General features: G+C 70.6%; 19 protein-coding genes. 5 read left to right on the top strand and 14 right to left on the bottom strand.

What is annotated here, in order from left to right:
* Positions 1-21: 21 nt before the first annotated feature.
* Positions 22-1,245, bottom strand: coding sequence for a PP2C family protein-serine/threonine phosphatase (locus tag AB0K82_RS22325; protein WP_364399603.1), 1,224 nt, complete (start codon positions 1,243-1,245; stop codon positions 22-24).
* Positions 1,246-1,408: 163 nt separating this feature from the next.
* On the opposite strand from AB0K82_RS22325, the gene AB0K82_RS22330 reads away from it, so the two are divergent.
* On the top strand, positions 1,409-2,143 hold the full coding sequence (locus AB0K82_RS22330; RefSeq protein WP_364399606.1) for a hypothetical protein: 735 nt from the start codon (positions 1,409-1,411) through the stop codon (positions 2,141-2,143).
* Positions 2,144-2,199: 56 nt separating this feature from the next.
* On the opposite strand, the gene dapB is transcribed toward AB0K82_RS22330, so the two are convergent.
* Complete coding sequence (dapB, locus tag AB0K82_RS22335; protein WP_364399609.1) at positions 2,200-2,937, bottom strand: 4-hydroxy-tetrahydrodipicolinate reductase; 738 nt, start codon at positions 2,935-2,937, stop codon at positions 2,200-2,202.
* Between the two features lie 139 nt (positions 2,938-3,076).
* Positions 3,077-4,798: a kelch repeat-containing protein gene (locus AB0K82_RS22340; protein WP_364399612.1), complete on the bottom strand. Its 1,722-nt coding sequence runs from the start codon at positions 4,796-4,798 to the stop codon at positions 3,077-3,079.
* A gap of 19 nt (positions 4,799-4,817) precedes the next feature.
* Between AB0K82_RS22340 and AB0K82_RS22345 the strand changes: the two genes are divergently transcribed.
* From AB0K82_RS22345 to AB0K82_RS22355, 3 genes are all read left to right on the top strand, one after another.
* Entirely contained in the window at positions 4,818-5,396 is a 579-nt protein-coding gene (locus AB0K82_RS22345) for a helix-turn-helix transcriptional regulator (RefSeq protein ID WP_364399614.1), read from the top strand.
* A 417-nt stretch (positions 5,397-5,813) separates the two neighbouring features.
* Positions 5,814-7,145, top strand: coding sequence for an alkaline phosphatase family protein (locus tag AB0K82_RS22350; RefSeq protein WP_364399617.1), 1,332 nt, complete (start codon positions 5,814-5,816; stop codon positions 7,143-7,145).
* Positions 7,146-7,173: 28 nt separating this feature from the next.
* The gene (locus AB0K82_RS22355) at positions 7,174-8,295 is read left to right on the top strand and encodes a YncE family protein (RefSeq protein ID WP_364399619.1); all 1,122 of its coding nucleotides are present in this window, start codon (positions 7,174-7,176) and stop codon (positions 8,293-8,295) included.
* 53 nt (positions 8,296-8,348) lie between these two features.
* Here the strand turns inward: AB0K82_RS22355 and gdhA are convergent, their stop codons facing one another.
* The 6 genes from gdhA to AB0K82_RS22385 all read right to left on the bottom strand — a co-directional run bounded on the left by gdhA (position 8,349) and on the right by AB0K82_RS22385 (position 15,576).
* Positions 8,349-9,698 (bottom strand): NADP-specific glutamate dehydrogenase, encoded by a 1,350-nt coding sequence (gene gdhA, locus AB0K82_RS22360; RefSeq protein ID WP_364399622.1) that lies wholly within the window; start codon positions 9,696-9,698, stop codon positions 8,349-8,351.
* 147 nt (positions 9,699-9,845) lie between these two features.
* Positions 9,846-11,174, bottom strand: coding sequence for a pitrilysin family protein (locus AB0K82_RS22365; RefSeq protein WP_364399624.1), 1,329 nt, complete (start codon positions 11,172-11,174; stop codon positions 9,846-9,848).
* Positions 11,171-13,531 carry a polyribonucleotide nucleotidyltransferase gene (locus tag AB0K82_RS22370; RefSeq protein WP_364399627.1) on the bottom strand — a complete coding sequence of 787 codons (2,361 nt, stop codon included), beginning with the start codon at positions 13,529-13,531 and terminating at the stop codon, positions 11,171-11,173. Before AB0K82_RS22370 ends, AB0K82_RS22365 begins: the two co-directional genes overlap by 4 nt.
* A gap of 215 nt (positions 13,532-13,746) precedes the next feature.
* Positions 13,747-14,016, bottom strand: a complete 270-nt coding sequence (gene rpsO, locus AB0K82_RS22375; RefSeq protein ID WP_360889808.1) for a 30S ribosomal protein S15 — start codon at positions 14,014-14,016, stop codon at positions 13,747-13,749.
* A gap of 240 nt (positions 14,017-14,256) precedes the next feature.
* A complete protein-coding gene (locus AB0K82_RS22380) occupies positions 14,257-15,225 on the bottom strand; it encodes a bifunctional riboflavin kinase/FAD synthetase (RefSeq protein WP_364399630.1) in 969 nt (322 codons plus the stop codon).
* A gap of 195 nt (positions 15,226-15,420) precedes the next feature.
* The gene (locus AB0K82_RS22385) at positions 15,421-15,576 is read right to left on the bottom strand and encodes a hypothetical protein (RefSeq protein ID WP_364399633.1); all 156 of its coding nucleotides are present in this window, start codon (positions 15,574-15,576) and stop codon (positions 15,421-15,423) included.
* 85 nt (positions 15,577-15,661) lie between these two features.
* Here AB0K82_RS22385 and AB0K82_RS22390 point away from each other — a divergent pair, with 85 nt between their 5' ends.
* Positions 15,662-16,201, top strand: coding sequence for a CGNR zinc finger domain-containing protein (locus tag AB0K82_RS22390; protein ID WP_364399635.1), 540 nt, complete (start codon positions 15,662-15,664; stop codon positions 16,199-16,201).
* A gap of 90 nt (positions 16,202-16,291) precedes the next feature.
* Here AB0K82_RS22390 and truB read toward each other — a convergent pair whose 3' ends face one another.
* The 5 genes from truB to infB all read right to left on the bottom strand — a co-directional run.
* Entirely contained in the window at positions 16,292-17,158 is an 867-nt protein-coding gene (gene truB, locus AB0K82_RS22395; protein WP_364399638.1) for a tRNA pseudouridine(55) synthase TruB, read from the bottom strand.
* Positions 17,155-18,183, bottom strand: a complete 1,029-nt coding sequence (locus tag AB0K82_RS22400; RefSeq protein ID WP_364399641.1) for a bifunctional oligoribonuclease/PAP phosphatase NrnA — start codon at positions 18,181-18,183, stop codon at positions 17,155-17,157. The genes truB and AB0K82_RS22400 overlap by 4 nt, the downstream gene beginning before the upstream one ends.
* The gene (gene rbfA / locus AB0K82_RS22405; RefSeq protein ID WP_364399644.1) at positions 18,180-18,662 is read right to left on the bottom strand and encodes a 30S ribosome-binding factor RbfA; all 483 of its coding nucleotides are present in this window, start codon (positions 18,660-18,662) and stop codon (positions 18,180-18,182) included. The genes AB0K82_RS22400 and rbfA overlap by 4 nt, the downstream gene beginning before the upstream one ends.
* Before the next feature lie 71 nt (positions 18,663-18,733).
* Positions 18,734-19,033 (bottom strand): DUF503 domain-containing protein, encoded by a 300-nt coding sequence (locus tag AB0K82_RS22410; protein WP_345362488.1) that lies wholly within the window; start codon positions 19,031-19,033, stop codon positions 18,734-18,736.
* 188 nt (positions 19,034-19,221) lie between these two features.
* Positions 19,222-21,236, bottom strand: a 2,015-nt coding sequence (infB, locus tag AB0K82_RS22415; RefSeq protein WP_364399646.1) for a translation initiation factor IF-2, incomplete at its 5' end; no start/stop codon positions are given.

The raw sequence follows: 21,236 nt of genomic DNA on the forward strand, positions 1-21,236 counted from the left end.
CTCCGCTCACGTCACAGCGGGTCAGAAGCCGTACTTCGCCCGCAGGTTCCCGGGCCGCCACTCCACGAGCACGGTGGTGGCGTCGTCGGCCAACCGGCCGTGCTGGAAGTCGATGATGGCGCGGTTGAGGCGGCGCAGCGTCTCCGGGGCCGGCAGGCCGGCCGCGCTGTGGCGGATGACGAAGTCGCTGAGGCGCCGCACGCCGAACTGGCTGCCGTCGGCCGCCCTCGCCTCGACGACGCCGTCGGTGTAGAGCAGCAGCCGGTCCTGCGGCTGGAGCTGCTCGGTGTAGACGGGTGCGCTCTCGCCGAGGTCCGTCCCGTCCCGGTCGCTCATCAGGCCGAGAGGCAGCCGTGGCCGGCGGAAGAGCTCCTTGATGACCTTGTTCCCCCGGATCAACAGGGGTGGCGGGTGCCCGCAGGGAACCCAGCTGAACAGGCCGGTGACGACATTGAGGTCGCACAGCAGCGCGGTGGCGAACCGGGACGTGCCGAACTGGCTGACGATCGCGTGGTCCGCGTACGCCACCATGGCGGCGAGTCCCCCGCCGGCGCGGCGGGTGTTGCGGCAACTGGCCAGCGCGACGCTGGCGATCAGTCCGGCCGGGAGATCGTGGCCGACCGCGTCGAGGATCGCCACGTGCAGATGGTCGCCGAGAAGCGAGTAGTCGTAGGCGTCACCGCCCACCCCGTATATCGGCCTGATCGCGCAGGAGACGACGACCTCCTCGGTGGCGAAGGTCGGCGGCGCCATGAACGCCCACACCATCTCGGCCTGCAGCGCCATGTTCTGGCTCCGCCGGACCTGTGCGTGGACGTCGCTGTAGTGGCTCTTGCTGACGACCATGAGGCCCGCCAGCGAGGCGAGCGCCCGGCACCAGACCAGCGCCTCCTCGGTCACGGCGTCGATGACGAGCTCCAGCACGCCCAGCCGTTCGCTGCCGTCCATGAGCGGCAGCCACACATGGTGCAGCCCGTCCTCGGCCACCGAGCCGCGCTGGATCTCGATGGCCTGGTAGCTCCGCCCGGGGAGGGTCGAGTCGATTCGCAGGGCCGGCACCGGCCGGCCGTCCGCACGCGGCATCGGCCTCAGGTACTCCTGCTCCAGGTCGGCGAGGTAGATCGTCGCGTCCCGGACGCCGAGCGGGCGCCCCTCCTCGGCGAGGATCTCCGCGGTCGTGCCCGGCCGTAGCAGGTGCGAGCGGTTCAGCACCTGCGAGAGGACCTCTCCCACCGACTCGTCCATCTCGTAGACCGCCTACCCTGCCGCCTTCGCGGTGAAACGGTGCGGCGGCGGACCTCACGGGACGCCTGAGTCCCCGGTGCACGGCGGGTCGAAGTGCACCGGATGCCCAACGGCGCGACAATGTTCGCCGCAGCGAACACTTCCCCCGTACGGAGTTCATCCTGTGGGCCTCGCCGACCTCGACAGCGCCGACCTCGTGACAGGTCCCCCCGGCGGCGACCAGGGGCTGTGGCTCGTGGCGGAGGACTGGGCGCCGGACCGCGAGGCCCTGGAGTACGTCCAGCTGATGATCAAGGTGGCGGGCGCACTGGCGCACGCCGAGCGGCTCGGTAGCGAGGGACACCGCTCGACCGTTCTGGTGCACAGCACCGGCCAGCCGCCCGAGAGCGTGCTGCAGTTCCTGTGGGACCGCGACATCGCGGCGACGATCGGCAGCCCCCTGCGCCCCCGCCCGGCCACCGGACGCCCGGCCCGCCATCCCAACCTGCTCGACGGCACGCCGGACCTGGGCGCTCTGCAGAGCGCGAACGCGGCCGAGTTCGCCGCCCGGAACGGGCTGGACGGCTCGGTCGAGTCGCTCGAGCTCCTGGACGACGCGTTGGAGGAGCGGCGGCGCCTGCACGGCCTGCGCGCCGACGACGAGGACGAGAAGTTCTCCGACGGGGACCTGATCGTGCTCGCCGGGGCGTACGCGGGCGAGGTGCTGCGGCGGCACACCCGGGACGCCGCCTGGTGGTTCGGGCCCCCGGGCCGCTCCGGCCCCCTGCACCTGCGGGCGGGCCTGGGCCACGGGACGCGCGTCGACGTGCTGGGCCGCGTCCGCGCCTACCTCCGGCGCGGCTCCCGCGAGTCGGTCCAGGCCCTGGTCACAACCTTGCTGACCCGCCTCAACGCCTAACGCCTGTCTCAAAGCCCCGCTGTCCTACTGCGCGGCGTGGACTTTGAGACAGGCGCTTAGAGGCCGAGTAGCGACTCGATCCCGATCGTGAGGCCGGGCAGTTCGGCGACGCGGCGGACGGCGAGCAGCACGCCGGGGCTGAACGACTCGCGGCTGAGCGAGTCGTGCCGGATCGTCAGCGTCTCCCCGTGCCCGCCCAGCAGCACCTCCTGATGCGCGATCAGCCCGGCGAGGCGGACGGCGTGCACGTGGACGCCGTCCACGTCGGCGCCGCGCGCTCCGTCCAGACCGGTCGTGGTCGCGTCCGGAGAGGGGCCCACGCCGGCCTTCTCCCGCGCGGCCGTGATCAGCTCGGCGGTGCGCCGGGCCGTACCGCTCGGGGCGTCCGCCTTGTTCGGGTGGTGCAGCTCGACGATCTCCACCGAGTCGAAGAACGGCGCGGCCTTCTGCGCGAAGCTCATCATCAGCACCGCGCCGACGGCGAAGTTGGGAGCGATCAGGACGTTCGTACCGGGCCGCTCCGCCAGCCGGCCGCGCACCGTCGCGAGCCGCTCGTCGTCGAACCCGGTGGTGCCCACGACCGCGTGCACGCCGTTCTCGATGAGCCAGCGCAGGTTGTCCATGACCGCGTCGGGATGAGTGAAGTCGATGGCGACCTCGGCGGCCCGGAGGGGTGCCCGGTCGTCACCGGCGTCCACCGCCGCGACCAGCTCCAGGTCCTCCGCGGCCTCGACCGCCCGGCACAGCTCGGCCCCGACGCGCCCACGCGCCCCCAGCACCCCGACTTTGATCACGACGTCCTCCCGGTCCGGTTGCGCAGCCGAGCCTATCGCCGGGCCCCGGACGTCCGCGCTCAGGACCAGGCCGGGGACGGGCCGGGGACAGGCCACGGGTCCCCCATCCGGGAGCCGGATGGGGGACGCGTGGACCGCGTCAGGGCTGGAGCTGGAAGTCGAGCGTCGTGGTCGCCCCGGCCCTGATCTCGATGATTCTGAGTTGCTGCTGGTAGGTGTCCTTGGCCGCGATGACCTGCAGCGTGTTGTTCGCCTGGTCGAGCCAGGTCTGGTAGCGGCCGTCGGTGTCGGTCTTCAGCGTGGAGGTGGCGCCGCCGCAGTCTCCGGTCTCCGTGTCGTAGCCGGCGCAGAGCTGGACGGTGGCCCCGGCGATCGGCTTGCCGGTCGAGGCGTCGGTCACCGTGCCGGCCAGCTTGCCCCAGCCCTTCGGCGGGTCGGCCTGGACGGTGATCGGGACCGTCGGCACGGTGTACGGCGTGTCGGTGCGGAACGCGAGCGCGCCGGTGATGGTGCCCGGCTGGGCGAACCCGGCCGAGGAGATCGTCACCGTCACCGTCGCGGACCGGCCGGGCGCCAGGTCGAGCGCGTCAATGGAGAGCTTCGCCCAGGACAGGTGGAACCCGTCGCCGCAATGGTCGTATCCGGGGAGCGTCTCGGCCCATCGGGTCGGCGCGATGCCGCCGTCGTAGACGCCGCCACCGATGTGGTAGAGCCCACAGTCGCTGCCGCCCGCCGCGTTGTAGCTGGCGTCGTTGGCGTTGGGCAGCGCGCTCCAGGTGTCGGTGGCCGGGTCGTACTCGGCGGCCTGGTTGGTCGCCACGTCGCCGGCGCCGCTGATACCGGCGGCGACCTGGAGCCGTCCGTCCGCGCCGCTGTAGGTCATGCCCCAGTTGTTGTAGGGCATGTCCGCGCCCTTGATCCAGGTGTCGGTGTCCGGATGGTAGAGGTAGGTGGACTTGATGCCGGTTCCGTTGGTCTGGCCGCCGGCGCAGACGATCTGGCCGCCCAGCCCGACGCACGCCGCGCCGGCGACCGGAACCGGATAGTCGGCGAGCTCCGTCCACCGGTCGCGTGCCGGGTCGTAGCGGTGCACGGCCGGGACCGTGGCGTTGGACCCGGCGACCAGTCCGCCGATCACGTACAGCCTGCCGCCGAGGCCGGACTCCCCGGGGAACTCTCCGGAGACGCCGTAGGAGTTCGACACGTACTTGGCGCCGAGCCGTACCGCGGTGTCCACCGCGGCGCCCAGCGAGTCGACCATCTCGTCGTCGCCCTGGACCAGCAGGATGTTGCACTTCGGGCAGGCCGCCGAGACCGCGTCCAGGTCCAGGGAGGTCTCGGTGATCCAGCCCTCCTCGTCGGCGGGGTAGCTCGTACCGCCGTTCTGGTCCACCTTGCGGAAACAGCCGTTGGCGGTCGTGCACGGCGGCAGGCCGTAGTGCGCGCGGAACACCGCGAGGTCGGCCTCGGCGTGGGTGTCGCCGTAGGCGTCCACGACCGCCACGGTCGCCCCCGCCCCGCCGTCCGGCAGGTCGTAGGCGGCCTTGATGTCGGCGGGGCCCAGCGCGCCGTCGGCGGGCCCGTCCGTGTCCGCGATGGCCCGGTCGTCGGTGGTGGCGCCCACCATCGCGTGGCAGCTTACGGAGGGCCGCTCGGCCTTCTTCTTCCGCTGCCGCTTCACCGGCGCGTTGCACGACGTGGGCTTGAAATGCCGGGGCGTGTGCCGCGCCGGGGCGGCCTTGGTCGTCTTGTGCGGTGCCGGGGCGGACGCGGATTCGGCGTTCGCCGGCCCCACCGCCGCGAGCACCACCGAGACCGCGGCGGCGAGGATCACGCCGAGGCGTACGGGCAGATATCGCATGGGGGTCAGCTCCTGGTGAGTGCGAAGTCGACGGTGGCGGTCGCGCCGCCGACGACGGTCGCGGAACGGGCGCGCGGCTGGTAGCCGGACTGACCTGCTGGCCAAGGGCGTCCGGACCCGCGTCATCCACGACCGGGCCGCGGTCGACGCCCGGCCGAACCTCGACGAGCTGCGCGAAGGCATCGAGGCCGGCGAGGAGGCGCGTGTCGTCGGGGAGCTGCCGCTCCGGATGACGCTGATCGATGATCAGCTCGCGCTGTTGCCCCTGCGGCACGAGCACCCGACGTCCGAGGGGATGGTCATCGTACGGCCGTCCCCGCTCCTGACCGCGCTCTCGACGCTCTCCGAGGCCGTGTGGCAGCAGGCGCCGCCACTGATCCTCGACTCCGTCCCCGGAGAGGACCCCGCGCGGCTCGACGAGTCCCTGGTGGTCATCGCGGGCCTGCTCGTCGCGGGCCTGTCCGACCAGGCCGTCGCCCGGCACCTCGGCGTCAGCGTCCGCACGGTCGAACGCCGCGTCCAGCGCCTGGCCGCCGCGCTCGGTGCCAAGACCCGCTTCCAGGCCGGCGCCCTCGCCGCCCGCCAGGGCTGGATCTGAGCGGCGGACCCGTGCACAAGGCTCGGTGACGCGCCGCGCAGCCGGAGGTTTCGTCCGATAGGAGAAACGCCGCACGGAGCTTTACCGAGCATCGCGGCAACACCGGCATCTCATATCAACAGGGGCTCGTCAACCACTTGACTCTCTCTGTGTCACTCCTGTCCGGGTCCGGTCATGCCCCTGTTCTTTCGCTCCTTTACCGACTTAACGTCCAACTTGGTGATCACCATCGCCCGTTGACTCTGCAGTGTCGAACCGGGACGCACCTGCGCCATTCTTTTGGCGCGCCGTGACACCTGTCGGTCGGGAGTGTATTCGATGCCTGATTTGACCCGTCGCCGCCTGTTCAGTGCGGCGGGCGCCATGGCCGCGGCGACTTTCGCAGCAGAATTCCTACCACCCAACGTGCGACGCGCGGTGGCCGATACACCGGCACACCTGAGCGGAGGACTCCACGACATCGAGCATGTCGTCATCCTCATGCAGGAGAATCGCTCGTTCGACCACTACTTCGGGACTCTCCCCGGCGTCCGCGGCTTCTCCGACCCGGACGCGATCACGCTGGACACCGGCAAGCCGGTCTTCTACCAGCCCGACGTGGCGAATCCCGCCGGCTATCTGCTGCCCTTCCATCTGGACACGCGCACTACCAGCGCCCAGGCGATCCCCTCGACCAGCCACGCGTGGGCCGTGCAGCACCGGGCGTGGAACAACGGCAAGATGGATCAGTGGCTCCCCGCGCACCGCGCCGCCGACGGGGCCAACGGTCCCTACGTCATGGGATACCACGCCCGTGAGGACATCCCCTTCCAGTTCGCGCTGGCCGAGTCGTTCACCATCTGCGACAACTATTTCTGTTCCGTGATGGGACCGACGTGGCCGAACCGGCTCTACCTGATGAGCGCGACCATCGACCCCGGCGGCACCCTGGGCGGCCCCGTCATCAGCAACAAGGACCCGATCCCGTATAAATGGAAGACCTATCCGGAGGCGCTCACCGAAGCGGGAATCGACTGGAAGGTCTACCAAGAGGTCGACAACTACGGCTGCAACGTGCTCGAGTACTTCGACACATTCCAGAACGCGAGCCCCCGGTCGCCACTCTTCCGTAACGGATTGCGCACCTACTCGGCCGGCCAGTTCGAGTACGACGCGGCCCATGACCGGCTGCCTGCCGTCTCCTGGATCATCCCGACCAGCTACCAGTCCGAGCATCCCGACTACACACCCGCGGCCGGCGCCGACTTCGTCGCCAGCAAGATCGACGCCATCGCGTCCAACCCCGACGTGTGGAAGAAGACCGTCTTCATCCTCAACTACGACGAGAACGACGGGCTGTTCGACCACGTCCCTCCCCCGGTACCGCCACCCGGTACCCCGGACGAGTTCGTGCAGGGCCTGCCCATCGGCGGCGGTTTCCGGGTGCCGTGCGTCATCGTGTCCCCCTGGACCGTCGGCGGCTGGGTCGCCCGCGAGGCGTTCGACCACACCTCCACGCTGCGCTTCCTGGAACGGCTGACCGCGGTGAAGATTCCCAACCTGACCACGTGGCGCCGGTCCGCGTTCGGCGACCTGAGCTCGGCGCTCGGCATGGCATCCCGCACTCGCCCACCGCGACTGCCGAACACGAAGCGACGACTGAGGCAGGCGGTCGACGAGATCGCGACCCTGCCCTCGCCGCAGTTCCCCGGTGGTCTCCAGACCCCACCGCGGCAGGAGAAGGGCCCGCGGCCACGGCCGCGAGGCTGAACCGGCGAACGAGAAAGGACCTTCGACCGTGCTGAAGAAGATCTCACGGCGCCGCCTCCTCGTCGCGGGGGGCGCGGCGGGCCTCGTCATGCTGACCGCGCCGGTGGGCGCCGCGCTCGGGCTGACCGGGTCCTCGTCTCCGCAGGCGAGGCCCACCCCGACGAACAGCGCCCCCGGCGGGCCCAAATGGGAGGCGCCGTCCCGACCCGGGCTCAAGCGCGCCGCCACCGGCTACCTCGCCTACGTCGCGCTGGCCGGTGGATACAACGTGTCCACGGTCGACGCCGCCAGTCACACGATCCTGGCCACGGACATCAAGACCGACGCCGCGCAGGGGGTGGCGGCGACCCCGGACGGAAAGAAGCTGTACGTCGCCGACACCGGCCAGTACGACGTGCTCGTCGTCAACGCCGTCGACCACGGCGAACGCACCGTCCACGTCGGTCCGTACCCGAAGGACGTCGCGGTCTCCCCCGACGGCACGAAGGTGTACGTGGCCGTGACCGGCGGCGACACCGGCCCGGGAGGTTCCGACACCATCGCGGTGATCGACACCGCGACCGACACGGTCGTCCACCAGATCCAGGTGGGCACGACGCCCCGGAAGGTCGTGTTCAGCCGAGACGGCGCACGGGCCTACGTGACCTGCGAGGACCGCGTCTCCGTCATCGACGTGGCGAAGGGCCGCGTGATCCACACCTTCCGCGACAAGGCGGGACCGCAGGGCATCGCGGTCGACCCGGCGGGCAGGACCCTGTACGTGACCGAGCCGATGGCGGGGAGGGTGTCGGTGATCGACGCGGACACCGGCCGGACGCGGCAGCGGATCGCGGCCGGGGATCAGCCCTGGGCGGTCGATGTGACACCCGACGGCGCCAGGGCCTATGTGACGCAGATGAACGACGACACCGTGGCGGTGATCGACACCGCGAGCCGGAAGATCACGGGCCAGATCGCCGTCGGGAAGCTGCCCGAGTCGGTCGCGGTGACCCCGGACGGCAGGGAGGTCTGGGTCGGCAACGGTTTCTCCGGCAGTGTCTCGGTGATCGACGTGGCCTCCGGGGCGGTCATCGCCACGATCGCCGGCGGCACCGGCACCAAGCCGATCGACGCGGAACCGCTGGGCATCGCCTTCGCCAAGGCGCCGTAGCCGGTCGTGCGCGCGGGCGGCCTTGGCGAAGGCGCGGGACTGCCGAGGCCGCTCTAGATGACGCCGAGAGCGAGCATGGCGTCGGCGACCTGGGTGAATCCGGCGATATTGGCTCCGGCGAGGTAATCGCCGGGGCTGCCGTACTCGTCGGCCATCTCCAGGCAGCGGTCGTGGATGCCGCGCATGATGTCGGCGAGGCGCTGCTCGGTGTGGTCGAAGGTCCAGGAGTCCCGGGAGGCGTTCTGCTGCATCTCCAGCGCGCTGGTCGCGACGCCTCCGGCGTTGGCGGCCTTGCCGGGAGCGAAGATCACCCCGGCGTCGGCGAAGAGCTGGACGGCCTCGGGGGTGCAGGGCATGTTCGCGCCTTCCGCGACCACCCCGCACCCGTTCTGGATCAGTGTCGCGGCGTCGGAGCCGTTGAGTTCGTTCTGCGTGGCGCAGGGCAGCGCGACGTCGCAGGGGACCTCCCACACCGAGCGGCCCTCGACGTACTTGACGGCGTCACCGCGGATCTCGGCGTACTCGGAGATACGAGCGCGGCGGACCTCCTTGAGATCCTTGAGCAGCGCGAGGTCGATGCCCTTCTCATCGACGATGTAGCCGCCGGAATCGGAGCAGGCGACCACGGTTCCGCCGAGTTGCTGGACCTTCTCGATCGCGTAGACGGCCACGTTGCCGGAGCCCGACACCACGACCTTCTTGCCGTCGAAGGAGTCCTGGCGGGTCCGGAGGATCTCTTCGACGAAGAAGACCGTGCCGTAGCCGGTGGCCTCGGTGCGTACCTGGGAACCGCCCCAGCTCAGGCCCTTGCCGGTGAGGACACCCGACTCGTAGCGGTTGGTGATCCGCTTGTACTGGCCGAAGAGGTAACCGATCTCGCGGCCACCGACTCCGATGTCGCCCGCGGGAACGTCGGTGTACTCGCCGAGGTGCCGGTAGAGCTCGGTCATGAAGGCCTGGCAGAACCGCATGATCTCCCCGTTGGAGCGGCCCTTCGGATCGAAGTCCGAGCCTCCCTTGCCACCGCCGATCGGCATGCCCGTGAGGGCGTTCTTGAAGATCTGCTCATAGCCGAGGAACTTGACGATGCCGAGGTAGACACTGGGATGGAAGCGCAGGCCGCCCTTGTACGGGCCGAGCGCGGAGTTGAACTCCACCCGGAAACCCCGGTTGATCCGCACGGCGCCGGCGTCGTCGACCCAGGGGACCCGGAAGATGATCTGCCGCTCGGGCTCGCACAGCCGGCGGATCACGGCCGCGTCGGCGTACTCGGGATGCTTGGCGACGACCGGACCGAGGCTGGTCAGGACCTCGTGCACTGCCTGGTGGAATTCGTCCTCGCCGGGGTTGCGGCGCAACACCTCGTCGTAGATCTCAACCAGTTTCTCGTCCAGACCGGGCACGCTGCGTTCCTCTCTGCCGTTCTGCCGCCGCTCGGCGATCGTAAGATCCTCTGCGGCCGGGCGCTCGCCAGGATAAGTCATCCAGGCGAAAGCCAGAGAGGGGCCCTGAGGCCGTCGCGGCCTCAGAACCCCTCTCGTGGCCGTGTGTCAGAGCGTGAAGTCGCGGCCCTCGAACGGGCCGATGGCCGTCATCGTCATCGGGCGGCCCAGGATCTCGCGGCCGACCGTACGGACGTCGTCCAGGGTGACGGCCTCGATGCGGCCCAGGATGTCGTCGACCGAGAGCAGGCTGTCGTAGACCAGCTCGCTCTTGCCGATGCGGCTCATCCGCGACCCGGTGTCCTCCAGGCCCAGCACGAACGATCCGCGCAGCTGACCCTTGCCGCGTTCGAGCTCCTCCTCGGTGATGCCGTGCTCGGCCACCTTGGCGACCTCGTCGCGGCAGATCTCGAGGACCTCGTCGACCTTGGCCGGCAGGCACCCGGCGTACACCCCGAAGATGCCGGTGTCGGCGTACTGGGAGTTGTAGCTGTACACCGAGTACGCGAGCCCGCGCTTCTCCCGGATCTCCTGGAACAGGCGGGAGGACATCCCGCCGCCGAGCGCGGCGTTCAGCACGCCGAGGGCGAACCGACGCTCGTCGACGCGGGTGATCCCGACCGTGCCGAGGATGAGGTTCGCCTGCTCGGTCGGGCGGACGACCGAGCGTACGCCCGACGTGGGGGACGCGCCGGGTCCGCCGATCCGCGGGGCGCTGGGCAACTGCGCGGCGTCGCCGAGCACGCCCGCGAACGCCGCCTCGACCAGGCGCACGACCTCGTCGTGGTCGACGTTGCCGGCGGCCGCGACGACGAGGTTCTGCGGGACGTAGCGGTCCCGGTAGTACCGCGCGATGCGGTCCCGGCCGATGCCGCTGATCGACTCGACCGTGCCGAGGATCGGCCGCCCCAGCGGGGTGTCGCCGAACAGCGCGGCGGAGAACTCGTCGTGCACGGCGTCGGTCGGGTCGTCGTCGTGCATGGCGATCTCTTCGAGGATCACCCCGCGCTCGGCGTCGACGTCCTGCGGCTCGATGAGGGAGTCCGTCACCATGTCGGAGACGACGTCGATCGCCAGCGGCATGTCGGAGTCGAGCACCCGCGCGTAGTAGCAGGTGTACTCCTTGGCGGTGAAGGCGTTCATCTCGCCGCCCGCCGCGTCCATCAGCGAGGAGATCTCCAGCGCGGTGCGCTTGCGAGTGCCCTTGAAGAGCAGGTGCTCGAGGTAGTGGCTCGCGCCGGCGTCCTCGATCGACTCGTCACGCGACCCGACCCCCGCCCAGATCCCGAAGGCCACCGAACGCACGGTGGGCACGGTCTCGGTGACGACGCGCAGCCCACCCGGCAGAACCGTCCGCCGTACCACCCCGGCGCCGTCGGCGCCGGGGTGAACGACGAGGGTGGAACCGGGCTCCTGTTCCCTGGCGAGAAGCGTCATGAGTTGCGGTCGCTGTCGCCGCGGCCGCTGCCACCGCCGCTGCGGGTGCGGCGCCGGCGGGGGCGCTCACCCCCGTCACGGCTCTCACGGCGCTCCGGACGCTCCGCCTGCGCGGTCTCGGCGCCGTCGGACGACGGGGCCGCCGCCGCCTCGTCGTCGCCGCCGCCGGCCTCCGCGGCCGCGGCCTCCCGCTCGACCACCTCGACCGGCACCAGCGACAGCTTGCCGCGGGGGTCGATCTCGGTGACCTCGACCTGGATCTTGTCGCCGACCTTGATGACGTCGTCGATGTTCTCGATCCGCCCGCCGCCGTGCAGCTTGCGGATCTGGGAGATGTGCAGCAGGCCGTCCTTGCCGGGCAGCAGCGACACGAAGGCGCCGAACGTGGTGGTCTTCACCACGGTGCCGAGGTAGCGCTCGCCGACCTCCGGCATGTGCGGGTTGGCGATCGAGTTGATCGCCTGCCGCGCGGCCTCGGCGGACGGGCCGTCGGTGGCGCCGACGTAGATCGTGCCGTCGTCCTCGATGGTGATCTCGGCGCCGGTGTCGTCCTGGATCGAGTTGATCATCTTGCCCTTGGGGCCGATGACCTCGCCGATCTTGTCGACCGGAACCTTGATCGTGATGATCCGCGGCGCGTGCGGGCTCATCTCGCCGGGGGCCTCGATGGCCTCCTGCATGACGTCGAGGATCGCGAGCCGGGCGCCCTTGGCCTGCTTGAGCGCGGCGGCCAGGACGGTCGCCGGGATGCCGTCGAGCTTGGTGTCGAGCTGCAGCGCGGTGATCACGTCACGGGTGCCGGCGACCTTGAAGTCCATGTCGCCGAAGGCGTCCTCGGCACCGAGGATGTCGGTCAGCGTGACGTACTCGTCGCCCTCGTTGATCAGGCCCATCGCGATGCCGGCGACCATCTGCTTGAGCGGCACGCCGGCCGACAGCAGCGACATCGTGCTGGCGCAGACGGAGCCCATGGAGGTGGAGCCGTTCGAGCCGACCGCCTCCGAGACCTGCCGGATGGCGTACGGGAACTCCTCGCGGGTCGGCAGCACCGGGATCAGGGCGCGCTCGGCGAGGGCGCCGTGCCCGATCTCACGCCGCTTCGGCGAGCCGACGCGGCCGGTCTCCCCGGTGGAGTACGGCGGGAAGTTGTAGTTGTGCATGTAGCGCTTGGTGCGCTCGGGGTTGAGCGTGTCGATCATCTGCTCCATGCGGAGCATGTTCAGCGTCGTCACGCCCAGGATCTGGGTCTCGCCGCGCTCGAACAGCGCCGAGCCGTGCACACGCGGCACGACACCGACCTCGGCGGTCAGCTGGCGGATGTCCTTGACGCCACGGCCGTCGATGCGGACCTTCTCCGCGATGACCCGCTCGCGCACCAGCTTCTTGGTCAGCGCGCGGAACGCGGCGCCGATCTCCTTCTCGCGCTCGACGAAGTCCGGGCCGACCTTCTCGGCCGCCAGGGCCTTGACGCGGTCGAGCTCGTTCTCGCGCTCCTGCTTGCCGGCGATCGTCAGCGCCTGGGCCAGCTCGGTGCGGACCGCGGCCTCCACGGCGGCGTACACGTCGTCCTGGTAGTCCAGGAAGATCGGGTACTCGGCCGTCTCCTTGGCCGCCTCCTCGGCGAGCCGGCTCTGCGCCTGGCAGAGCACCTTGATGAACGGCTTGGCGGCCTCCAGGCCCTCCGCGACCGTCTCCTCGGTCGGCGCGACGGCGCCGTCGGCGATGAGCCCCAGCGTGCCGGGGGTCGACTCGGCCTCGACCATCATGATCGCGACGTCGCCGTCCTCGAGCACGCGGCCCGCGACGACCATGTCGAACGTGGCGCTCTCCAGCTCCGGATGGGTCGGGAACGCCACCCACTGGCCCTCGATCAGCGCGACGCGCACGCCGCCGATCGGGCCGGAGAACGGCAGGCCCGCGAGCTGCGTCGACATGGACGCGGCGTTGATCGCGACCACGTCGTACAGGTGGTCCGGGTGCAAGGCCAGGATCGTCTCGACGACCTGGATCTCGTTGCGCAGGCCCTTCTTGAACGAGGGGCGCAGCGGCCGGTCGATCAACCGGCAGGTGAGGACGGCGTCCTCGCTCGGCCGGCCCTCGCGGCGGAAGAACGAGCCGGGGATGCGCCCGGCGGCGTACATGCGCTCCTCGACGTCGACGGTGAGCGGGAAGAAGTCGAGATTCTCCTTCGGCTTCTTCGACGCGGTGGTGGCGGACAGCACCATCGTCTCGTCGTCGAGGTAGGCGACGGCCGAACCGGACGCCTGACGGGCGAGTCGGCCCGTTTCGAATCGGATCTTGCGTTCGCCGAACTTGCCGTTGTCGATGACGGCTTCGGCGCTCTTCACACCATCCACGATGTGAAACCTCCTCGGGTCTTGGTGAACCCGCACGCGTACCCGGAGGTGCAGCGCTCTGGTAAGAGGTGCCGGTCTTCGATCGAAGCCGTCGGATCCGTCTCGATCCGAGGGCCACTACCGAGGACCGGCCCCCGACGCACCGTAGGGGCGGCCGCGCGGGTCTGTGGAGTTATACGAAGAGAGGGAGCGGCATGGCCGCTCCCTCCCGGACGCTATCGGCGGAGGCCGAGGCGCTCGATCAGCTGCCGGTACCGGTTGATGTCCTTCTTCTGCAGGTACTGCAGAAGACGACGGCGGCGGCCGACCATCAGAAGCAGGCCACGACGGCTGTGGTGGTCGTGCTTGTGCGTCTTCAGGTGCTCGGTGAGCTCGTTGATCCGCTTGGTGAGCAGCGCGACCTGAACCTCGGGCGACCCGGTGTCACCCTCGACGGTGGCGTACTCGGCCATGATCTGCTTCTTGGTGGCGGTGTCCAACGACACGGCTCTCCTTCTCGTTCGGGTACGCGATCATTTGGAACACACCCGGGAACCATGCGTACCCACAGTCTCCCGGGTGGAGGGGCCACGACTCGGGTCGAGCCGTATCGCCCTGCGCGGGGGCAGCCGACTACTGCCGGTCACTTCCCCAGCGGCAAATCACGGTACCACGTCATGCCGGGCAGCCCATTACCAAGCTAACGCGGGTGTCCGCCGGGATGTTCCCCCGACGCCTCCGCCCGGTCAGGAACCGGTGATCTCCCGGGCGCGTTCGACGTCGCGGCGCATCTGGTCGATCAGGGATTCGATCGAATCGAATTTCAGCGTGTCGCGCAGCCGGACCGTGAAGTCGACGCTCACGTGCTCGCCGTACAGGTCCAGGTCGTCGCGGTCCAGGGCGTACGCCTCGACCGTGCGCTCCTGCCCCTCGAACGTCGGGTTCGTGCCGATGGAGATCGCCGCCGGCCAGCAGGCGTCCGGGAATCCGGCCGAGTCGTCGTTCCGCGCCCGTCCGTAGCCGTCGCAGTTGAGGTAGCCGGCGTACACCCCGTCGCTCGGGATGGCCGTGTGCGACGGCGTCTCCAGGTTCGCGGTCGGGAAGCCGAGCTCACGGCCGCGCCGGGCCCCGCGTACGACGACGCCCTCCACCCGGTGCGGGCGGCCGAGCAACTGCGCCGCGCCGTCGACGTCTCCGGCGGAGAGCCGCTCGCGGATCCGGGTCGAGGAGATCGGCTCGCCGTTGGCGACCAGCGGGACGCCCTCCGCCTCGAAGTCGTACTTGTCGCCCAGCTCCCGCAGCAGGGCGACGTCACCGCGCGCCTTGTGGCCGAAGCGGAAGTCCTCCCCCACGACGACGCGGGCGGCGTGCAGCTGGTCGACGAGGACCGACTGGACGAACTCGTCGGGCCCCATCCGGGACAGCTCCAGCGTGAACGGCAGGATCATCACGGCGTCGGCCCCGAGGCCCGCGAGCAGCTCGGCGCGCCGCTTCGGCGAGCACAGCAGCGGCGGGTGCGTGCCGGGACGGACGACCTCGTCCGGATGCGGATCGAAGGTGATCACCACCGCGGGCAGTCCCAGCTCGCGCGCGAACTCCGAGGCCCGGGCGACGATGCGCTGGTGTCCCCGGTGCACCCCGTCGAACACCCCGATGGTGACGACGGACCTGCCCCAGTCGGCGGGAACCTCGTCGAGGCCATGCCAGCGTCGCACCTGTCCACCCCTTTCGCGGTCCTCCCAAGCCTGCCACACCCGTGACAGCGGATCGGTTCCGACTCATGATCAGGCCCATGTTGCGCCCGCCCGCGCGTACGGAATGCCCGGCGACCGCGGTTCAGGAAGGAGACCGGAACCCGCGTACCGGCACAGCCGACGGACCTTCTCCGAGTATCCGGTGCGACCGCTCAGTCAGAGGAGGCGATCGGCGGCGTACGGGCGCAGGCGGACCTGGACCTCGCCGCAGACGCACCGGCTGTAGGTCACGACGCCTTCCGACGTGAGGTGCCGGGACAGCACCTCGTACACGTCCGAGTCGGACCAGCCGCAGGTCGGGCACTCGCTCACGAGGGATTCCACCTATGGGTCGCGTCGTGTAAGCCTTTAGATTGAGAAGACGCTTACAGCGTCTCATATACGGGAAAATGCGGCAATGCGAGTTACCGGCTACAAGAGCCACGGCGTGGGGGCCGCCGCCGCTCTCGTCAACGCGGTCACGAGCCGCGAGGGGGACGACGGCGACGACGCGCTGCGGGCCGTGCTGGAGGAGCACGGCTTCTTCGTGCAGCGCTTCACCCCGGCGACCGCGGCGGCCCTGCGGCCCTGGGCCCGGACGCTGCGCTCCTTCTTCGAGGCCGAGAGCCTCGACGCGGCCGTCACGCTGCTGAACGGGCTGCTGTCGGACGTGCCCATGCACCCGCACCTGGCCGACCACGACGAACTGGGGCTGCACGTCCACTACGCGCCGCCCGAGGTCGCGTTGGCGCACCGGGTCCGCGCGACGACGCTGATGAACCTCGCCGAGCTGCTGTGCGACCACGGCCTCGACCGGATCGGCGTGTGCGCGGCCGCCGACTGCGACCGGGTGTACGCCGACGACTCGCGGGGCGGACGGCGGCGCTTCTGCTCCGACGCCTGCGCGAACCGTACGAACGTCGCCGCCTACCGCGCCCGCCGCCGTACCACCGGCTGAAGGTCCGCGGCGGAATGCGGCGCCGGGTGCGGCGTGGCGGTACGCCGGATCACGGCGATCCCCGCACTACGCCGCCGGGGGGACGCCGGGTCAGGACACGAAGACGGCGAGGGGCTTGGCGACCGGGCCGTGCTCCTCGACGAGGGCCAGGAGGGTTCCGTCCGGGGCGAAGACCCCGATCGGGCCCTGACCGAGCCCGGTGGCGGCCAGCGTGCCGCCGTGCGCGACCTTGCGCGCGTCGTCCTCGGAGACGTCCATCCGCGGGAACGCGGCGGCCACGGCCTCCTCCATCGGCAGCATGGTGAGCTTCTCGGCGAGCTGGTCCACCGTGTGCGCCATCGACAGGTCGTACGGGCCGACGCGGGTGCGGCGCAGCGCGGTCAGGTGGCCGCCGACCCCCAGGGCCGTCCCCAGGTCGCGGGCCAGCGACCGGATGTAGGTGCCGCTCGAGCAGGTGATCGTCGCGGTGACGTCCAGCAGGTCGCCCTCGGGGCGCAGCTCGCCGATCCCGAACTCGTACACGGTGACGGGCCGCGGCTTGAGCTCGACCTCCTCGCCGGCGCGGGCCCGCTTGTAGGCGCGCTGGCCGTTAACCTTGATCGCGCTGACCTGCGGGGGGATCTGCTCGATCGGCCCGGTCAGGTCGACGACGGCGTTGCGCACGGCGTCCTCGGTCACCTCCGCCGCGGAGGCCGCGGCGGTGAGTTCGCCCTCGGCGTCGTCGGTGTTGGTCGACTGCCCGAGCCGGATGACCGCCTCGTACGTCTTCTCGGTCAGCGCCAGGTGCCCGAGCAGCCGGGTGGCCTTCTCCACCCCGATGACCAGGACACCGGTCGCCATGGGGTCGAGCGTGCCGGCGTGCCCGACGCGGCGGGTGCCCGCCAGCCGGCGCATCTTGCCCACGACGTCGTGGGAGGTCCAGCCGGCCGGCTTGTCCACGATGACAAGTCCGTTCATGGGCGTGCCGCTACCTCGTTCTCGGTCAGGAGGTCGCGCAGCCGCTCGACGGCCGGCTCCACCTCGCCGTGCAGGGTGAATCCCGCCGCCATCGGGTGGCCGCCGCCGCCGAGGGCCACGCAGGCCGATCCGACGTCGATGCGCCCCTTGGACCGCGTCGACACCTGCCAGGCGCCCTCGTCGTCCTCCTTGAAGACGACGGCGACCTCCGCCTCGTCCGTCCGGCGGACGACGTCGATGACGCCTTCCAGCAGGTCGTACGGGAGGTCGTGGGCGGCGCGGTCGGCGCGGGTCACGGTCGTCCAGACCAGGCCGAGCCCGTTCGCGACGTCCGGCTCCAGCCGGGCCCGGCCCAACGCGGCCGCCAGCACGGGCAGGTAGCCGAACGGCGCGCGGTCCCACACCTCGCGGGCGACCCCCTCGGGCCGGACGCCCGCCGCCAGCAGCCGCTGCGCGAGGGCGTGGACCTCCGGCGTCGTGGAGCGGTACTTGAACGAACCGGTGTCGGTGACCAGCCCGACGTACAGGTCCAGCGCGATGTCGTGGGTGAGGGGCACCCCGAGCAGGTCGATGAGGTGCTCGGCGACCACGGCCGTGGCCGCCGCGCCGGGGTCGACCAGGTGGGTGGTGCCGAACCGCGTGTTGGACGCGTGATGGTCCAGGACGATCAGCTCCCCGGCCTTGCCCGCGTTGGCGGCGAGCGTGCCGAGGCGGTCGCTGCTCGCCGCGTCGAACGTGAGCATCACGTCCGGCTCGGCGGGGAAGTCGGCCGGGTCGGTCAGCAGGTCGAGACCGGGCAGGAAGCGCAGGATCCGCGGTACGACGAACGCGTCACCGAACGAGGCCGTGAACGGCTTGCCCAGCGCGCGCAGCGCCTGCGCGAACGCCAGCATCGAACCCAGCGCGTCGCCGTCCGGGCAGACGTGGCAGGCGAGGCAGACCTCGTCGGCCCGCTGGATCGCGTCGACCGCCCTGGCCCACTCGTCGGCGGCGATGGCTGGGACCTTACCCGGCGCGGAGCTCACGACCGGGAGTATCCCGCGTCGTCGCCGCCCTCGCTGTCGGTTTCGTCAACATCGCCGGAGACCAGCGTCTCCCGGTACGGGTTGGCGTCACCCGCGGGCCGGGCGTTCTCGGCCGCCTTGGCCACCCGCTCGTCGGCGGCGCGCGCCTTGGCGAGCAGGTCGTCGATCTGGCGGGCGTTCTCGGGCAGCGCGTCCGGCACGAAGGTCAGGCTGGGCGTGTGCCGCACGCCGGTGCGCTTGCCCACCTCCGAGCGGATGACGCCCTTGGCGCTCTCCAGCGCCGCGGCGCTGTCGGCGCGCTCGGCGTCACTGCCGTACACGGTGTAGTAGACCGTCGCGTCCCGCAGGTCGTTGGTCAGCCTGGTGTCCGTCACGGTCACGAAGCCGAGCCGCGGATCCTTGATCCGCCGCTCCAGCATCTCCGCGACGATCTGCTGAATGCGATCGGCGAGCTTTCGGGCCCGCGCGGGGTCGGTCACAGTTCCTCCATTGTCGTTCGGCCGCTGGGGGCGGCCGGTACGTGTCCTCACCGATGCCTCGCGGGCCTCGATCACGCCTCTTCTTCGTTGAAGAGCCGCTGCCTGGTGGACAGGAGCTCGATCTCCGGTCGCCCGGCGATGAGACGCTCGCAGGCCTCGAGCACCTCGACGCAGTTGCCCGCCGTGTCGGACACGACCGCGACACCGATCTCCGCCCGTCGATGCAGGTCGAGATGGCCGGTCTCGGCCGCCGCCACCGCCGGGAACCGGCGCCGTACCTCGGCGACGATCGGACGGACGACGGAACGTTTCTGCTTCAGCGAGCGTACGTCGCCGAGCAACAGGTCCAGAGTCAGCGATCCCACATACACAACGGTCACCCCGCGCGATCCGTTCCGGTCATCCGCATCATCACCCTAGGGGAACGGACCGACAGCCAGGGCCCGTCTCGAAGTCCCCGTCCGCGACGGGCGGGACTTCGAGACAGGCCGAGGTGGCGTGCGACGGAGCCGCACGCCACCCACGCCGGGTCGGCCGTCTCAGGGCCTTCGGATCTGGATCAGACTCGCGGCTTCTCCCGCATCTCGAAGGTCTCGATGATGTCGCCGATCTTGATGTCGCCGTAGCCGACCCCGATACCGCACTCGAAGCCCTCGCGGACCTCGGTCGCGTCGTCCTTGAACCGGCGGAGCGAGGACACCGTGAGGTTGTCGGCGACCACCACGCCGTCGCGGATCAGACGCGCCTTGCTGTTGCGGTTGATCGTGCCGGACTGGACCATCGAGCCCGCGACGTTGCCGATGCGCGGCACCTTGAAGATCTCGCGGATCTCCGCCGTGCCGAGCTGGGCCTCCTCGAACTCGGGCTTGAGCATGCCCTTGAGGGCCGCCTCGACCTCTTCGATCGCCTGGTAGATGACCGAGTAGTAGCGGATGTCGACGCCCTCGCGGTCCGCCAGCTCCTGAGCGTTGCGCTCGGGACGGACGTTGAAGCCGATGATGACCGTGCCCTGGGACGTGAGCGCGAGGTTCACGTCGTCCTGGGTGATCGCACCGACACCGCGGCGGATGACGCGCAGACCGACCTCGTCGCCGACGTCGATCTTGAGGAGCGCGTCCTCCAGGGCCTCCACCGAACCGGACACGTCGCCCTTGACGACGAGCAGCAGCTCCTGCACCTCGCCCTTCTCGAGGTCCTTGAACAGCTCCTCGAGGGTGCGACGGCCGCGGCTGCGGAGCAGCTCGGCGTTGCGCTTGCGGGCCTGACGGCGATCGGCGATCTGCCGGGCCATCCGGTCGTCGTCGACGACGATGAAGTTGTCGCCGGCGCCCGGCGTGGCCGACAGGCCCAGCACCAGGACCGGACGGGACGGCAGCGCCTCCTCGACGTTGTTGCCGTTCTCGTCGAGCATCGCCCGGACGCGGCCGAACGCCTCACCACAGACGATCGAGTCACCGACCCGCAGCGTGCCGCGCTGCACGAGCACGGTCGCCACGGAACCGCGGCCCTTGTCGAGGTGCGCCTCGATCGCGACGCCCTGCGCGTCCTGGGCCGGGTTGGCCCGCAGGTCGAGCTCGGCGTCGGCGGTCAGTACGACCGCCTCGAGCAGGTCGTCGATGCCCAGCCGCTGCTTCGCCGAGATGTCGACGAACTGCGTCTGGCCACCGAACTCCTCGGCGACGAGGCCGTACTCGGTGAGCTGGGCGCGCACCCGCTGCGGGTCCGCCCCCTCCTTGTCCACCTTGTTGACCGCGACGACGATCGGCACACCGGCCGCGTTCGCGTGGTCGATGGCCTCGGTGGTCTGCGGCTTCACCCCGTCGTCGGCGGCGACCACCAGGACGACCAGGTCGGTCGTCTCGGCACCACGGGCACGCATGGCGGTGAACGCCTCGTGACCCGGGGTGTCGATGAAGGTGATCTTGCGCTCCTCGCCGTCGACCTCGGTCGCGACCTGGTAGGCGCCGATGTGCTGGGTGATGCCGCCGGCCTCGCCGGCCACCACGTTGGCGTTGCGGATCGCGTCGAGCAGCTTCGTCTTACCGTGGTCGACGTGGCCCATGACGGTGACCACGGGCGGCCGGGAGACGAGGCTCTCCTCGCCACCCTCGTCCTCGCCGAACTCGATGTCGAAGGACTCGAGCAGCTCGCGGTCCTCGTCCTCCGGGCTGACGACCTGGACGTCGTAGTCCAGCTCGGTGCCGAGGACCTGCAGCGTCTCCTCGTTGACCGACTGGGTCGCCGTCACCATCTCACCGAGGTGCAGCATCACCTCGACGAGCGACGCCGGGTTGGCGCCGATCTTCTCGGCGAAGTCGGTCAGCGAGGCGCCCTGCGGCAGCCGGATGGTCTTGCCGTTACCGCGGGGAACACGCACGCCGCCGATCGCCGGCGCCTGCATGTTGTCGAACTCTTGACGCCGCTGCTTCTTGGACTTGCGGCCGCGTGCGGGACGCCCGCCCGGACGGCCGAACGCGCCCTGCGTGCCACCACGGCCACGGCCGCCGCCACCGGGGCGCGGGCCGCCGAAGCCGCCGCCACCGCCCGGACGGCCACCGCCGCCTGCACCGGCCG

Origin of the sequence: Actinoallomurus sp. NPDC052274, from assembly GCF_040679475.1 — a bacterium.
Lineage (GTDB): Bacteria > Actinomycetota > Actinomycetes > Streptosporangiales > Streptosporangiaceae > Actinoallomurus > Actinoallomurus liliacearum.

What these genes read in the sequence shown, in the direction of transcription:
- AB0K82_RS22325 (WP_364399603.1), bottom strand. Translation starts at nt 1,245, where the DNA reads ATGGACGAGTCGGTGGGAGAGGTCCTCTCGCAGGTGCTGAACCGCTCG.
- AB0K82_RS22340 (WP_364399612.1), bottom strand. Translation starts at nt 4,798, where the DNA reads ATGCGATATCTGCCCGTACGCCTCGGCGTGATCCTCGCCGCCGCGGTC.
- AB0K82_RS22365 (WP_364399624.1), bottom strand. Translation starts at nt 11,174, where the DNA reads ATGACGCTTCTCGCCAGGGAACAGGAGCCCGGTTCCACCCTCGTCGTT.
- AB0K82_RS22390 (WP_364399635.1), top strand. Translation starts at nt 15,662, where the DNA reads ATGCGAGTTACCGGCTACAAGAGCCACGGCGTGGGGGCCGCCGCCGCT.
- truB (WP_364399638.1), bottom strand. Translation starts at nt 17,158, where the DNA reads ATGAACGGACTTGTCATCGTGGACAAGCCGGCCGGCTGGACCTCCCAC.